This window comes from Aliarcobacter vitoriensis, from assembly GCF_048320235.1.
Classification (GTDB): Bacteria; Campylobacterota; Campylobacteria; order Campylobacterales; family Arcobacteraceae; genus Aliarcobacter; species Aliarcobacter vitoriensis.
In genome coordinates this window covers 1,933,397-1,948,876 of sequence record NZ_CP182882.1, presented here as the reverse complement: position 1 = coordinate 1,948,876, position 15,480 = coordinate 1,933,397, and the positions used below count along the sequence as shown (strand labels likewise).

Genomic DNA, 15,480 nt, shown 5'->3' with positions numbered 1-15,480 from the left:
GAATGAGTAAAAAAAAAGTAATGGTTGGAATGAGTGGAGGAATTGACTCTTCTGTTACTGCTTATATGCTACAACAACAAGGCTATGAAGTTGAAGGAATTTATCTAAAACTTCATAATAGAACCGATGGTTATCACGAATCAAATTTAGGTTATATTGACGATGTTACTAAATTTTTAAGTATTAAATATCATATTTTAGATTTGACAGATAAATTTTCCAAAGAGATTTATGACTATTTTGTAAACTCATATTTAGAAGGTACTACTCCAAATCCATGTGTCAAATGTAATAAACAGATAAAATTTGGTGCTATGCTTGATTTTGCAAAAAAACATGGTGCTTCATATTTAGCAACTGGACACTATGCAAAAACTGATGGAAAGTTTTTTTATATGGCAGATGATAAAACAAAAGATCAAAGCTATTTTTTATCTCAAGTTCCAAAAAATGCACTTCCTTATATGATTTTTCCATTAAATAGTTACAAAAAAGAAGATATTGTAAAATTTGGTGCAAATCTTGATGTTGCATATAAAAAAATCACAGAAAAAAATGAATCTCAAGAGATTTGTTTTGTTGAAACAGTTTATACTGATGTAGTAAAAAAACATTCAAATATTGATGTTGAAGGTGATGTTTTAGATGAAAATGGAAATATAGTTGGAAAACATAAAGGTTATGCTCATTATACAATTGGGAAAAGAAGAGGTTTTACAGTTAAAGGTGCACAAGAACCTCACTTTGTTACAAAACTAAATCCAAAAGACAATACTATTATTGTTGGTAAAAAACCATCTTTAGAGGTAAATGAAGTTATTGGTAATAGTTTAAATATGTATATTGATGATAAAGAATTTTATTGTGGAGTAAAATTAAGATATCGTTCAAATACAATACCATGTAAAGTAAAAATAGAAAAGGATAAAGTTTATATATCTTTAGAAGAACCAGCTTTTGGAGTTGCTAGTGGACAACTTGCAGTTTTTTATGATAAAGATAGAGTAATAGGAAGTGCATTTATAAAAAGTTCTAACTAAAGAAAGAGAGAAACCTCTTTCTTAAAACTAAAAGCTATATTCAACAGCTGCTAAATATTTGTTATAATCTGTATCACCAGCATTTTCATCTGCATTTACTTTGACCCACATTGCACCTATACTTAAACTATCAGTAATTCCATATCCAATACTTAAATTTAGCTCTTTTTCTTTAAAATTATCTTCGCTATATTTTGTATCTCCATATAAAACACCTAAATCAATCCCAGCTATAGAATAATTTGCTCCAATATACCAAGTTTTAGCATCTACATCATAAACATAGTTTCCATCTTCAAATGGTGACAAAGTATCTCCAAAAGAAGCTATCATATTTGCACCACCATCTTTATGTGTTTTTGCATACCCAGCAAATGCTTCAAAATCTTCTATTTTAACAATACCTTCAATATGCGCTATACTTCCATCTTCATAAGAAGCTGAAACTTTATCATCTCTATTACTTTTCGCATATTGTGCAGTAATTCCAAAATAATCTGTATCAAAAACTGTTTTTAAACCATAAAATCTTCCAAAATCTGGCATTTCATAATAGTATGGATTAAATGTAACAAAATCTAAACTATTATTTTGAATATCCACAAAATAAACACCTTTATCAGTTAATTCTGGTTTATGAAAATCTTCACTTAAATCTATTCCTGATTCAGATTTTTTATTTGAATATCCCAAAGCTAAAACCATATTTGGTATTGCTAAAATTTCTGCAACTGCTCCTTGTTGATAATCAGTAAGCCACTCATACTCGCCTTCATATCTTCCAGCTTTAATAGATAAAATATTGTCTAACTCATATTGTAAATATGCTTGTGTAAATAAAGCACTATTTTCAAAAGGAGCACCATCTTTGTAGTCTTTTCCGTGTTGTTGCCCTAATTTTAAATTCCCCTTAGCTTCAACATTTGCATTAAAACCATAAAAAGAGTCAGTAGTAAAGCCTAATCTTAAATTTCCATTTCCATAAGCTAAGTCTTGTGCTTTTTTATTTTCTACTTTTTGTCCATATAGAGATATTGCACCTTCAATTTCACTATTTTTAAACGCTTCATCAATAGTTGAAGAATCAGCGAAAACAGATGTTGATAACACCAAACTTGCCACAGCTAAACTAATTTTTTTCATTTTGTCTCCTTTTGACTTGATGATACCTATTATCAATATTTTAGGCATAAAATTATATTATTTTTTTTATTAATGTTTCATTAATCTACTATTAATAAATTAGAACATCTTTATTAAGCCCTTTTTTGATAGAATTTTATAATTAAAATATAGAAATTCAAGGAATTTTATGTCAACATTTAAACTATTTAGTGGGAGTGCAAACCCAAAATTTGCAAAAAAAGTTGGTGAATATTTGGGTATGAAAGTATCTGATGCAACTTTAAATAAATTTAGTGATGGTGAAATATCTGTTCAAATAACTCAAAGTGTAAGAGGACAAGATGTTTATATAATTCAGCCAACTTGTGCTCCGACAAATGATAATTTAATGGAATTATTAATCATGATAGATGCACTTAAAAGGTCTAGTGCAAAAAGCATAAATGCCGTTGTTCCATATTATGGATATGCAAGACAAGACAGAAAAGCAGCTCCAAGAGTTCCAATTAGTGCAAGATTAGTTGCAGATTTACTTGAAGCTGCAGGAATTGATAGAATTGTAACTATAGATTTACATGCAGCCCAAATTCAAGGATTTTTCAATCTTCCTGCAGATAATTTATTTGGTTCAATTTTATTTATTAACTATATAAAAAGTAAAAATCTTAAAAATCCTATTATTGCAAGTCCAGATATTGGTGGAGTAGCACGTGCTAGACAATATGCTGATAAATTAGGTTATGATTTAGTAATTGTTGATAAAAAAAGAGAAAAAGCAAATGTTGCAGAGGTTATGAACATCATTGGCGATGTAAAAGGTAAAGATGTAATATTAGTAGATGATATGGTTGATACAGCTGGAACTTTGGTAAAAGCAGCTGAAGTTTTAAAACAAAGAGGAGCTACAAGTGTTATGGCTTGTTGTACTCATGGAGTTTTAAGTGGCCCAGCATATGAAAGAGTTGCAAATGGTGTTTTAGATGAACTTGTAATTTCTGATACTATTCCAACAAAAGAGAACGCAGAAAAAATTACAGTTCTAACAGCTTCATCTATGATAGGAGAAGCTATTAGAAGAATACATAATAACGAATCTGTTAACTCTATTTTTAATAATTAATTTAGGTTTAAAAAAAGATTTAATATAATTTGTACGATTATATTTTAAAAAAGGATACAAAATGAAAAAAATTTTATTATCATCTTTAGCTTGTGCTTCTTTAGTACTAGCTGCAAATAGTGATTACAAATATGAAATAACTCCATTAATCTCTGGAGGACTTACAGAAGGTAATGCAAATCATGAGAAAAACTACATTAATGGTGGTTTAGCTTTTGGTTTTAACCAAACTGATTCTTTTATTGACCAAGTTGAAATTGGTTTTTTAAGAACATTAGAAGATTTAAATGGTAAAAATGGTTTCCAAGGTAGAGATACTGGAATCACTAGAGTATTTACTAACTTAGTAAAAGATTATTCTTTAACTGATGATTTATCTTTATATGGATTAATCGGAGTTGGTGTTGAATTCTTTGATAGCGAATTTGGAAGACATGAAAATGGTGTATTTGGAAACTATGGTATTGGTGCTAAATATCAAATTGCTGAAAGATTAGCAGTTAAATTTGATGTTAGACATTTAATTGAAACAAATAGAGGAGATAATACATTATTATATACTTTAGGTCTTGCTGTTCCATTTGGAGAAAAAGCTGCTAAAGTTGCTCCAGTAGTTGCTACAACTCCTGTTCCAACTCCTGTTGCTGCTCCATTAGACAGTGATGGTGATGGTGTAATTGATGAATTAGATCAATGTCCAAATACTCCAAAAGGTGCAAAAGTTGATACTGTTGGTTGTATTACATTAATTAACTTAAATGTTAATTTTGATACAGACAAATCTGACATCAAAAATGTTTACAATACAAGAATTCACGAATTTGCAGAAGTTATGAAAAAAGACAAAAGATTAAAAGCTGATATCGAAGGACATACAGATTCTGTTGGAAAAGATGCTTATAATCAAAAATTATCAGAAAGAAGAGCTGCTTCTGTTGTTAAAGCATTAGTTGAAGCTGGTGTTGAAAAAGATAGAATTAAAGCTGTTGGTTATGGTGAAACAAGACCAGTTGCTTCTAATGATACTGTAGAAGGAAGAGCTGAAAATAGAAGAGTTGATGCTGTAATGGTAAAATAATTCTAAATAGTTTTTCTATTTAAAAAGGGGTTGGAAACTTATTTCCAACCCCTTTTTTTATTGTTTAAAGTTTAACTTTATTTTATAACTTCATACCCAGCATCACTTATAGCACTTACTAAAGTTTGTTCATCTAACTCTTTTGACATATTTATAGTTACATCTTTTGTTGATAATTCAACTTTTACACTATCAACTCCATCAATCGCATTTAAAGCTTTTTCAACTCTTCCACTACAATGCCCACAACTCATACCATCTACTTTTAAAACTTTTGTCATATTAACTCCTTTTTGATTTGTATTGCTTATTATATTAAATTCTTCATCTATTATTGGCTTAAATAACTTCAATCGTAAAGCATTTAAAACGACTGAAACACTACTCAAACTCATAGCAGCACCAGCAAACATTGGATTTAGTTTCCATCCTAGAATTGTATAAAACAGTCCTGCTGCTAATGGAATACCAATAATATTATATATAAATGCCCAAAATAGATTCTGTTTTATATTTTTAATAGTTGCTTTGCTTAATTGGATAGCTTTTACAGCATCAAGTAAATCATTTTTAACTAAAACAATATTTGCTGATTCTATTGCTACATCAGTTCCAGCTCCTATTGCTATTCCTACATCAGAACGAACAAGTGCTGGTGCATCATTTATTCCATCACCAATCATAGCAACTTTTTTACCATCTTCTTGAAGCTTTTTTACGGCTTTTTCTTTATCTTGAGGTAAAACTTCTGATATAACAGTTGAAATACTCAAATCTTTTGCTATTGAAAGTGCTGTATTTTTATTATCACCAGTTAGCATTATCACATCAAGTCCCATTTTTTTAAACTCTAAAATAGCTTGTTTGCTTGTAGATTTTATAGTATCTGCTATTGCAATAAGTCCTAAAATTTCTTTTTGATTAGCAATAAAAATAGGCGTTTTACCACTATTTGACAACTCTTCACTTTTAGTAAAAAACTCATCTAAATATATATTTTTACTATCAATAAACTTTTTATTTCCTATAAATATTGTTCTATCTTCAATTTTTGCTTCAATTCCCAAACCATTTATAGCTTTAAAATTATCAATATTTAAAGATTCTAATTTCTTTTCATGTGCCTTTTCAACTATTGCAAGAGCCAAAGGATGTTCAGAATTTTTTTCTAAAGAAAAAGCAATTTGAAGTAAATCATTTTCACTTATATTTTCATTTGTAAGAATATCTGTAACTTTCGGTTTTCCTTGTGTTATAGTTCCTGTTTTATCTAACACAACAGTATCTATTTTATGTAGAGTTTCTAAAGCTTCCGCATTTTTTATCAAAATACCATTTTGAGCACCTTTTCCTGTTGCGACCATAATTGCTGTTGGAGTAGCAAGTCCCAATGCACAAGGGCAAGAAATAACCAAAATAGCTATTCCAATTGATAAAGAAAATTCAAATGAATACCCTAAAGATAGCCAAGTAATAGTAGCAATTATAGAAATAGCTATAACTGTTGGTACAAAAATGCTACTTACTTTATCAGCTAGTTTTGAAATAGGAGCTTTTGAAGAACTTGCTTCTTCAACAAGTTTTATAATCTGTGATAAAACAGTATCTTCACCTACTTTTGTAACTTCAAATTTTATAGCACCATATTTATTTATACTAGCACCTATTACTTTATCTCCAATTTTCTTTGAAACTGGTAAACTTTCCCCTGTTATCATAGATTCATCAATAGATGTATTTCCATCTATAATAACTCCATCTGTTGGGATAATTTGTCCTGGTTTAACGATAATAATATCTTGTAATCTCAAATCTTCAACTGCAATTTCGACCTCTTTATCATCTTTTAAAACTAAAGCTGTTTTAGGAGATAAATCAATAAGTTTATTTATAGCTTCGCTAGTTTTTCCTTTTGCTCTTGCTTCTAAAAATTTTCCAAATGTTATTAAAGTCAATACAATAGCTGCACTTTCAAAATACAAATCCATAGAGTATTGAATTACCATATTTATATCATTATGCCCCAATCCAAACCCAATTTTATAAATAGAAAAAACTCCATAAACCATCGCTGCACCAGTTCCAATGGCTATTAAAGAGTCCATATTTGGTGAACCTTTAAATAAGGTTTTGAAACCAACTTTATAAAACTTCCTATTTATTATAACTATTGGTAAAGATAACAAAAACTGCGTAAATGCAAAAGTTATAGCATTTTCAACTCCATGAAAAAATGATGGTAAATACCAATTTAACATATGTCCCATTGAAACATAAAAAAGTGGAATTGCAAAAATCAAAGAGATGATTAACCTTTGTTTTAACTCATATATTTCAATTTGTGCAATATTATCTTTTGCTATATCATTTTTTTTACTATTATCTTTAGAAACTAAACTTGCACTATATCCAGCATCTTCAACTGTTTTTATGATTTTTTCATAATCTAAAACATTTTCATCATAACTTACAAGCATACTATTACTTAGCAAATTTACATTTATATCTTTTATTCCTTCTAGTTTTTTAACACTTTTATCCACTGCATTTGAACAAGCAGAACAAGTCATACCTTTTATATCATATTTTTCTGTTTTCATAAAATTCCTTGATAAATACTATCAATAATATTAGCTAAGCTATTTTTAAATACTGATGAAGCGATAAAACTTTAACAAAAACTTACTACTTTTTGGATATAATCTTGCCACTTTACAAAAAATCTTTTAAATTTATAGGAAGAAAATTGCAAAAAAATATCAGAAACTTTAGTATTATTGCACATATTGATCACGGGAAATCAACACTAGCAGATAGAATTATCCAAGAGTGTGGTGGAATTAGTGATAGAGAGATGACTTCACAAGTTATGGACAATATGGATATTGAAAAAGAGCGTGGAATTACTATAAAAGCTCAAAGTGTTAGATTAAATTATGAAAAAGATGGACAAAAATATGTTCTAAATCTCATAGATACTCCTGGTCACGTTGATTTCTCTTATGAAGTTAGCCGTTCTTTAGCTTCATCTGAGGGTGCTTTACTAATAGTTGATTCAACTCAAGGAGTTGAAGCACAAACTATTGCAAATGTTTATATAGCTATGGATAATGATTTAGAATTACTTCCTGTTGTGAACAAAATAGATTTACCAAGTGCAGACCCTATGAGAGTTTTAGGAGAAGTTGAAGAAGCTATTGGGCTTGATTGTACTTTTCACAATCTAATAAGTGCGAAAACTGGACTTGGGGTAAAAGATTTAATAGATTCAATAGTTGATAGAGTTCCTTCCCCAACTGGAGATGAAAATGCTCCTACAAAAGCACTTATTTACGATAGTTGGTTTGATAACTATTTGGGAGCTTTGGCACTTGTGAGAGTTTATGATGGAAGTATAAAAAAAGGGCAAGTTCTTCGTATGATGAATACAAAAGTTGAACACCAAGTAATAAGCTTGATGTATCCACATCCTCTAAAAAGACAAGATACAACAGAGATAAAAACGGGAGAAATTGGAATAGTTGTTTTAGGACTTAAAACATTAGATGGAATTGCAGTTGGTGATACAATGACTGATGCAAAAAATCCAACACTTGAAGTAATTGATGGTTTTGAACCAGCTAAACCATTTGTTTTTGCTGGACTTTATCCAATAGAAACAGATAAATTTGAAGATTTAAGAGAAGCACTAAACAAATTAAAACTAAACGATTCATCAATATCTTTTGAACCTGAAAGTTCTATTGCGTTAGGAAGTGGTTTTAGAACTGGATTTTTGGGTATGCTTCATATGGAAGTTATCAAAGAAAGATTAGAAAGAGAATTTGATTTAGATTTAATAGCAACTGCTCCGACGGTTGTTTATGAAGTTTTAAAAAAAGATGGAGAAAAAGTTGTAATTCAAAATCCTAGTGAACTTCCAGAACCAAACTATATTGAAACTATTTTTGAACCTTATGTTAAAGCAACTATTTTAGTACCTGATGAATTTTTAGGAAATGTTATAAAACTTTTAAATGATAAAAGAGGAATACAGCTAAAAATGGATTATATAGGGAAAAGAGTTCTTTTAGAGTACGATATTCCTATGAATGAAATAGTTATGGATTTTTATGATAAATTAAAATCAACTACAAAAGGTTATGCCTCTTTTGATTATGAGCCAATAGGTTTTAGACCTGGTAATTTGAAAAAACTCGATGTTAGAGTTGCAGGAGATATTGTTGATGCTTTATCAATAATAGTTCCTGAAGATAAATCAGTTTCAAGAGGAAGAGAGTTTGTAAAAGCACTAAAAGAGCTTATTCCAAGACAACTTTTTGAAGTTGCCGTTCAAGCTAGTATTGGAAGTACAATTATTGCTAGAGAAACTGTAAAATCTATGGGAAAAAATGTAACTGCAAAATGTTATGGTGGAGATATTACAAGAAAAAGAAAACTACTTGAAAAACAAAAAGCTGGTAAAAAAAGGATGAAAGCTATTGGAAAAGTAAATGTTCCACAAGAAGCTTTTATGGCTGTATTGAAAATATAAAGGAAAAATAAGTATGAAAAAACTCTTTTTATCTTCATCTTTTAGTGATGTTATAGATATTTTTGTAGATTTTCAAAAAGATTTAAAAGGGAAAAGTGTAACTTTTATACCAACAGCCTCTATTGTTGAAGAAGTTAATTTTTATGTAGATTTAGCAAAAAAAGATTTTCAAAGATTAGGATTGATTGTAGATGAGTTAGAGATTTCAACTGCTACAAGTGAAGAAATAGAGAGTAAATTAATAAAAAATGATTTTATCTATGTATCTGGTGGAAATACTTTCTTTTTACTACAAGAATTAAAAAGAACTGGTGCAGATAAAATAATTGTTGAAGAGGTAAAAAAAGGAAAACTTTATATAGGCGAGTCAGCTGGTGCTATAATTACATCTAAAAATATAGAGTATGCGAAAGAGATGGATAGTATAGAAGAAAATATTAATCTAAAAAATTTTGATGCTTTGAATTTAGTAGATTTTTATTTAGTTCCTCACTATAAAAATTTTCCTTTTGAAGAAAGTGTAAAAAAGATTATCGAAATTTATTCTTCAAAACTCTTTTTAAAACCAATTAGTAATAATGAAGTAATATTAATTAATAATAATGAATTCAATATAAAATCTAATTTATAGAGAAAATTCTCTATAAATTAAAATTCTAAACTCTCTCCATCTTTAGGGATAAGAACAAAATCTTCAATGCCATTCTCTTTTACAAAGCTCTTTAACTCTCCTCTTGTAAGTGAAGCATGATTTACAGCTTCCATATGTGAAGCTATGATAATTGATTTTGGTGCAATTTTATGAGTTTTTAAAACATCTTCTTTACCCATAATAATTGAATCTCCATTTTCCAACTTGGCATCTCCAGCATTTAAAATAATAATATCTGGACTATATCTTTCAACTACATCTTCTACATATTTATTATAAACAGTATCTCCTGCTAAATATATAGTTTTTTCATTCTTAGCTTGAAAAATAACTCCACTTACTTCTCCTAAAACATCTTTTGCATATGACATAACCTCATCTGAACCATGTTGTCCAGCTGTAATAGATAGTTTTACATTACCTAAAAAAGTATCTTCTTTCATAATTTTGATATTTGTAAAACCAAATTTTTCTAAGTAATTTTTATCTTTTTCATCTTGTACAAATATAAGAATATTTTTTGGTAACTCCTTAATAGCCACTTCATCTAAATGGTCTTCATGAGTATGAGTTATGATTACAGCATCTACATCTTTTAAAATCTCATCGGTACTAAAAGGTAACTCAACTCTTGGCCAGTTTAAATGGCTATTTAAAGTTCCTTCAAAACCTTTGTAAGCATCTTTTACTGCAAACATTGGATCTACTAAAAAAACTTTTCCACCATAATTTATCTTAACTGTAGCATTTCTTATTTGTGTAACTTCAGAAGCAAGTAAGTGTGAACCTAACAAAAAAGATGAAAGCAAAACACTTTTCGCAAATTTATTTAAACTATTTTTTAACATATTTCTATCCTTTTTTTAAATTTTGTAATTATTTCATATTATGCTACAATTTAAAATAGGTATTTTTGACATATAAAAGGTTATTTAGGACAAATGATGAATATAGCTATTTTAATTTTAAAAGATGTATTAAAATCGGCGGCTTATGGTATAGAAGAGCTATTTTACCTAAACAATATTTCTTGTAAATCAAAAGAAGAAGTTGAGATAAAAACTACTTTTGTAAGTTTGGAAGATACAAAATATTTTGAAACAACTTCTATATCAAACACAATTTATGATGTGGTTATTATCCCACCAACACTTCAAAATGGAGTTTTTAATATAAATTCACAAATTATTGAATGGTTAAAATATCAATACAACAATAAAGCCATTTTATCTTCAGCTTGTCTAAGTAGTTTTATATTAGCAAAAACTGGTTTATTAGATAATAAATCAGCAACAACTCATTGGGCTTATGAAGACCTTTTTAAAAAAGAGTATCCAGATGTAATTCTTGATATAGATAAAATCTTAGTAGATGAGAAAAATATCATAACTGTTGGTGGAATAAATGCTTATTTAGATTTGTGTTTATATATTATTGAGAAATTTCATAGCTGTAAAACAGCATCTCAACTAGCAAATTTAATGCTAATTGATAGAGTAAGAGAATCACAAAAATCGTATAAGGCATTCTCTACAATTTTACTTTTTGATGATGAAGATATAAAAAATAGTATTTCATATATGAAAGATAATTTGCATAAACAGTTAAATATTTTTGACTTAGCAAAGAATATAAATCTTACAGAAAAAACATTCTCAAGAAGATTTAAAAAGGCTCTTAATATTTCACCTTTACAATATCTTAAAAATTTAAGAGTTGAAAAAGCAAAAGAACTTTTAATCTCTTCAAATAAAAGCTTTAGCGATATTACTTTGGAAGTTGGATATTTTGATGAAAATAGTTTTAGAAAACTTTTCAAAAAAGAAACATCTTTAAATCCAAAAGATTTTAGAAAAAGATTTCAACAAACTGTGAGTTTTTCTAAATGATTTGCACATCTTGCAACAAATTATCTTTGCAAATTATTTGTAAAACTTGTCAAAGCACACTTCTTGAACCAAGTTTTTATAAAAAAGAGCTAGATAAAGATTTTTTTGTTTACTCTTTTTATGACTACAAAGATTTAGAAGATTTAATCCAAAGTAAATATTATTTTTATGGAGATAGAGTTTTTAATACTTTAGCAAAACTTAGTTTCAAAAAATTTGCTTCAAATTTTGAGTTCACTCAGCCTATTTTAGCCATTCCAATAGATGACCATACAAGACATGATTTTTCACAAACTGCAATTTTAGCAAAACATCTAAAATCACCTTTTATAAAGCCTGTTTTTAATAGTTTAAAAGCTTCAAATATTGTGAAATATGCGGGTAAAAACTTAGAATTTAGACAAAAAAATCTAAGAAAATTTAAATATAATGGAGCAAAAAATTGTGATGTTATTTTAGTTGATGATGTTATTACAACTGGTTCAACAATATTAGAAGCTAGAAAAGTTTTAAAAAAACATAAGGTAAATGTACTATTTGCTCTTACTTTATGCTCATTTTTAAACTAATATAAAATTAAAAAAGATATAATTTTCGCTTTATTAAGGACTTATTTATGCTAGGAATTATTGATTATAATATGGGAAATTTGGCAAGTGTTTATAACGCCTGTTCAAAGTTTACAACTGATGTAAAAATAGTAAAAGATGCCAATGATATCAAAAATCTATCAAGATTGATTCTACCAGGTGTTGGAGCATATAAAGATGCAATGGAACACCTAAATAGCAATGATTTAAAAAGTGCTATTTTAGATTTTGCAAAAAGTGGAAAACCAATGATTGGAATTTGTCTTGGGATGCAACTATTGTTTGAAAGCTCCGAAGAGTTTGGATTTACTGAAGGTTTAGGTCTTATTGATGGGAAAGTTATAAAATTTGATAAATTAAAAATGAGTGAAGATTTAAAAATACCTCATATGGGTTGGAATAAAATATTAAATAAAGAAAATAAACTTTTTAAAGGTTTAAAAGACCCTTATTTATATTTTGTACACTCTTATCATGCAGTTACAAGTAAAGAAAATATAATAGGAACTACAAATTATGGTTATGAGTTTACAAGTGCTGTAAACAAAGATAATATTTTTGGATTTCAACCACACCCTGAAAAATCTCATAATAACGGCCTTAAAATTTTAGAAAATTTTATAACATTATGACATAAAAGGCTTTGTTCTCTTGTGCTAAAGCAAAAGAGTTCCTGCTAAAAGTAGTAATTAAGAAAAAGTTCCTTTTTAAATAGGAACTATTAAAAAAGGAGAAATTATGGATATATTACCAGCGATTGATTTAAAAGATGGAAAGGCTGTAAGACTTAGCAAAGGTCTTATGGATAGTGCAAAAATTTATTCTGATGAACCTTGGATGGTTGCTAAAAGATTTGAAGAGTTAGGTTCAAAATGGGTTCATATAGTTGATTTAAATGGAGCTTTTGAAGGAAAACCAGCAAATTTAGATCAAATAAGAAAAATAAGAGAAAATTGTAACTTAAAAATAGAACTTGGTGGTGGAATAAGAGATGAAGAAACTATTCAAATGTATTTAGAACTTGGAGTTGATAGATTAATTCTTGGTTCAATTGCCGTTAAAAATCCACAATTTGTAAAGGATATGGCAAAAAAGCATCCAATAGCTGTTGGAATAGATGCTATTGATGGAATGGTTGCAGTTGAAGGTTGGGCAGAAGTTTCTACTATGAAAGCTACTACTTTGGCACTTGAGTTCGCAAATGCAGGAGTTCAAGCAATTATTTGTACAGATATAAGCAAAGATGGAATGCTTTGTGGAGTAAATGTTGAGTTTACGCAAAGTATTGCACTTGCTTCAGGTATTGAAACAATAGCAAGTGGTGGAGTAAAAGATATTGAGGATATAAAAAATTGTAAAAAAAATGGAAATATTGCTGGAGTAATTGTAGGAAAAGCATTTTATGAAGGAACAATAAACCTTGAAGAGGCTTTTAAAATTTTGTAAATTTACATAAAAAATAAATAATTTTTTGGTAAAATGATAGTCATAAACTTTGCACAAGGCTTAATATGAGTTCTAATCAAAAAATAACTCTAATAATATTCTCTTTAATAGCACTTTTAACAACTATAATTGTTGTATTAGTTGCTATTGGTTCGCGAGAAACTGGATATGAAAATGTTAAGAAAAAAGCTCACTTAACAGCAGATATTGTTAAAAAATCTCTCACTTCACATATGATAAATGGAAATATGCACCAAAGGGATGTTTTCCTAAATAGTATAAGCCAACTAGATGATGTAAAATCTTTGTGGTTGGTTAGGTCTAAAAGCATAAGAGAACAATTTGGAGAATCTCATTTAGCTAATGAAAATCCTAAAGACAATATAGATATGGAAGTCTTAAATAGTGGTAAAGAAAAAATTGTAATAGATGAATCTTTATTCAATGCAAATTTAAGAATTACTATTCCATATACAGCTTCATCACTTGATAAACCAAACTGTTTATCATGTCATAATGCACAAGAAGGGGAAGTTTTAGGTGCTATATCTTTAGTATTTGATATAAATGAAGATAGAAGCTCAAATATAGTGGTCCTTCTATATGTAATTGCTACAATAACAGTATTTTTTGTAATAATTTTAATATTCCTAAGAAAAAAAATAACTCCATATACTAGTTCTTTTGATCAGATTACAGAAGTTCTAAAAAAAGTCCATGAAGGTGATTATTCAGTTCGTGCAAAAGATGGTGTTCTCAAAGAAGATAAAGAAGCTTCAAATTGGTTAAACGAGCTTATAGATAAATTAGAAACTGTATTAACAGGAATTGAAAAGAATCTGACATCATTTGTTCATAATCGTGCTTCAAATATAAACCATGATAAATTAATAACAGCAAAAGAAATAATAGAAGATATTAGTGAAATTTATCACTACAAAAAAACTATTGAAAATGACTTAACTATTGATGATATATATAACAGATTAATTTTGGTCTTAAAAGATAAACTTTTTATTAAAAATTTCTTTATATTTGAAACAAATTTAATAAAAGATGAAAGAAGAACTATATACTCTTCAAAAGATACAAAACCTTGTTGCAGCTTGGATAAAAATATAAAAGAAGCTTGTAGAGCAGAACGATTAAATAGTATTGTAACTTCAAATAATTTTCCTAAAATTTGTAGAATTGCAAATTGTAAAGATAAAGAACAACATATTTGTATTCCATTTCCTATAAATGAACAAGTAAATTTAGTAATTCATATAGTTGTCAAAAATAGTGAAGAGATGCAGGATTTGAAATATAAAATAGGAATTATCAAAAAATATCTTGAAGAGACAAAACCTATTTTAGAAAGTAAAATTTTAATGGATGTTTTAAGACATAAAAATCTAACAGATGCTTTAACAGGGCTTTACAATAGAAAATATTTAGATGAATTTATAGATAGACAGCTTCCTATTGATGTAAAAGATGGAGTAACATTTGCTATTATGTTTTTAGATATTGACTATTTCAAAATGGTAAATGATACTTATGGTCACGATGTAGGTGATGATATTTTAAGAAAACTTGCCGTTACTATGAAAAAATTAATAAGTAAAGATGAATGCATAATAAGATATGGTGGAGAGGAATTCTTAATTTTGATGAGAAATCCAACAGAAGATAGTGCAAAAGAGTTAGCACTAAGAATAAATAAAGAGTTCTCAAAAATAGTATTTAATTATGGAAATGATACTTTCAATAAAACTGTAAGTATAGGTTACTCATTCTTCCCAGCAGATACAGAACAATTTTGGAAATGTATAAAATATGCTGATATATCTTTGTATGAAGCAAAAGATACAGGAAGAAATAAAGTTGTAAGATTTTCTAAAGATATTCTTAAAAATGGTGAAAAAATAGACTACTAAGATTTGTAGATTTTTATCTACAAATCTTTATATGTTAAAATCAAAAATAAAAATGATATTGTTAATTAATTCTTTATTAAGCTT

At 28.1% G+C, this 15,480-nt stretch carries 13 protein-coding genes; 10 read left to right on the top strand and 3 right to left on the bottom strand.

Annotation, left to right across the window (positions count from 1 at the left end):
- The first annotated feature begins 2 nt into the window (after positions 1-2).
- The gene (gene mnmA / locus ACNSOS_RS09670; RefSeq protein WP_418185126.1) at positions 3-1,040 is read left to right on the top strand and encodes a tRNA 2-thiouridine(34) synthase MnmA; all 1,038 of its coding nucleotides are present in this window, start codon (positions 3-5) and stop codon (positions 1,038-1,040) included.
- A 27-nt stretch (positions 1,041-1,067) separates the two neighbouring features.
- Here mnmA and ACNSOS_RS09665 read toward each other — a convergent pair whose 3' ends face one another.
- Entirely contained in the window at positions 1,068-2,183 is a 1,116-nt protein-coding gene (locus ACNSOS_RS09665) for an Opr family porin (protein ID WP_418185125.1), read from the bottom strand.
- Positions 2,184-2,352: 169 nt separating this feature from the next.
- Here ACNSOS_RS09665 and ACNSOS_RS09660 point away from each other — a divergent pair, with 169 nt between their 5' ends.
- Positions 2,353-3,285: a ribose-phosphate pyrophosphokinase gene (locus ACNSOS_RS09660; RefSeq protein ID WP_113908558.1), complete on the top strand. Its 933-nt coding sequence runs from the start codon at positions 2,353-2,355 to the stop codon at positions 3,283-3,285.
- A 61-nt stretch (positions 3,286-3,346) separates the two neighbouring features.
- Entirely contained in the window at positions 3,347-4,363 is a 1,017-nt protein-coding gene (locus tag ACNSOS_RS09655) for an OmpA family protein (protein WP_418185124.1), read from the top strand.
- Positions 4,364-4,440: 77 nt separating this feature from the next.
- On the opposite strand, the gene ACNSOS_RS09650 is transcribed toward ACNSOS_RS09655, so the two are convergent.
- Positions 4,441-6,963: a heavy metal translocating P-type ATPase gene (locus ACNSOS_RS09650; protein WP_418185123.1), complete on the bottom strand. Its 2,523-nt coding sequence runs from the start codon at positions 6,961-6,963 to the stop codon at positions 4,441-4,443.
- Between the two features lie 146 nt (positions 6,964-7,109).
- Here ACNSOS_RS09650 and lepA point away from each other — a divergent pair, with 146 nt between their 5' ends.
- Positions 7,110-8,897 (top strand): translation elongation factor 4, encoded by a 1,788-nt coding sequence (lepA, locus tag ACNSOS_RS09645; protein ID WP_418185122.1) that lies wholly within the window; start codon positions 7,110-7,112, stop codon positions 8,895-8,897.
- Positions 8,898-8,910: 13 nt separating this feature from the next.
- A complete protein-coding gene (locus ACNSOS_RS09640) occupies positions 8,911-9,528 on the top strand; it encodes a peptidase E (protein WP_418185121.1) in 618 nt (205 codons plus the stop codon).
- A gap of 17 nt (positions 9,529-9,545) precedes the next feature.
- Here ACNSOS_RS09640 and ACNSOS_RS09635 read toward each other — a convergent pair whose 3' ends face one another.
- The gene (locus ACNSOS_RS09635) at positions 9,546-10,397 is read right to left on the bottom strand and encodes an MBL fold metallo-hydrolase (protein WP_418185120.1); all 852 of its coding nucleotides are present in this window, start codon (positions 10,395-10,397) and stop codon (positions 9,546-9,548) included.
- Between the two features lie 96 nt (positions 10,398-10,493).
- On the opposite strand from ACNSOS_RS09635, the gene ACNSOS_RS09630 reads away from it, so the two are divergent.
- The 5 genes from ACNSOS_RS09630 to ACNSOS_RS09610 all read left to right on the top strand — a co-directional run bounded on the left by ACNSOS_RS09630 (position 10,494) and on the right by ACNSOS_RS09610 (position 15,396).
- Positions 10,494-11,438: a GlxA family transcriptional regulator gene (locus ACNSOS_RS09630; protein ID WP_418185119.1), complete on the top strand. Its 945-nt coding sequence runs from the start codon at positions 10,494-10,496 to the stop codon at positions 11,436-11,438.
- Positions 11,435-12,007: a ComF family protein gene (locus tag ACNSOS_RS09625; protein ID WP_418185118.1), complete on the top strand. Its 573-nt coding sequence runs from the start codon at positions 11,435-11,437 to the stop codon at positions 12,005-12,007. The genes ACNSOS_RS09630 and ACNSOS_RS09625 overlap by 4 nt, the downstream gene beginning before the upstream one ends.
- 47 nt (positions 12,008-12,054) lie before the next feature.
- Positions 12,055-12,660, top strand: coding sequence for an imidazole glycerol phosphate synthase subunit HisH (gene hisH / locus ACNSOS_RS09620; protein WP_418185117.1), 606 nt, complete (start codon positions 12,055-12,057; stop codon positions 12,658-12,660).
- Positions 12,661-12,766: 106 nt separating this feature from the next.
- Positions 12,767-13,474, top strand: coding sequence for a 1-(5-phosphoribosyl)-5-[(5-phosphoribosylamino)methylideneamino]imidazole-4-carboxamide isomerase (gene hisA / locus ACNSOS_RS09615; RefSeq protein ID WP_418185116.1), 708 nt, complete (start codon positions 12,767-12,769; stop codon positions 13,472-13,474).
- Between the two features lie 65 nt (positions 13,475-13,539).
- Positions 13,540-15,396: a GGDEF domain-containing protein gene (locus ACNSOS_RS09610; protein ID WP_418185115.1), complete on the top strand. Its 1,857-nt coding sequence runs from the start codon at positions 13,540-13,542 to the stop codon at positions 15,394-15,396.
- The last annotated feature ends 84 nt before the right edge of the window (positions 15,397-15,480 follow it).

Excerpts from the sequence above, each read along its gene's own strand:
- mnmA (WP_418185126.1), top strand. The coding sequence starts at position 3 with ATGAGTAAAAAAAAAGTAATGGTTGGAATGAGTGGAGGAATTGACTCT.
- ACNSOS_RS09665 (WP_418185125.1), bottom strand. The coding sequence starts at position 2,183 with ATGAAAAAAATTAGTTTAGCTGTGGCAAGTTTGGTGTTATCAACATCT.
- ACNSOS_RS09660 (WP_113908558.1), top strand. The coding sequence starts at position 2,353 with ATGTCAACATTTAAACTATTTAGTGGGAGTGCAAACCCAAAATTTGCA.
- ACNSOS_RS09655 (WP_418185124.1), top strand. The coding sequence starts at position 3,347 with ATGAAAAAAATTTTATTATCATCTTTAGCTTGTGCTTCTTTAGTACTA.
- ACNSOS_RS09650 (WP_418185123.1), bottom strand. The coding sequence starts at position 6,963 with ATGAAAACAGAAAAATATGATATAAAAGGTATGACTTGTTCTGCTTGT.
- ACNSOS_RS09640 (WP_418185121.1), top strand. The coding sequence starts at position 8,911 with ATGAAAAAACTCTTTTTATCTTCATCTTTTAGTGATGTTATAGATATT.
- ACNSOS_RS09635 (WP_418185120.1), bottom strand. The coding sequence starts at position 10,397 with ATGTTAAAAAATAGTTTAAATAAATTTGCGAAAAGTGTTTTGCTTTCA.
- ACNSOS_RS09630 (WP_418185119.1), top strand. The coding sequence starts at position 10,494 with ATGAATATAGCTATTTTAATTTTAAAAGATGTATTAAAATCGGCGGCT.
- ACNSOS_RS09625 (WP_418185118.1), top strand. The coding sequence starts at position 11,435 with ATGATTTGCACATCTTGCAACAAATTATCTTTGCAAATTATTTGTAAA.
- hisH (WP_418185117.1), top strand. The coding sequence starts at position 12,055 with ATGCTAGGAATTATTGATTATAATATGGGAAATTTGGCAAGTGTTTAT.
- hisA (WP_418185116.1), top strand. The coding sequence starts at position 12,767 with ATGGATATATTACCAGCGATTGATTTAAAAGATGGAAAGGCTGTAAGA.
- ACNSOS_RS09610 (WP_418185115.1), top strand. The coding sequence starts at position 13,540 with ATGAGTTCTAATCAAAAAATAACTCTAATAATATTCTCTTTAATAGCA.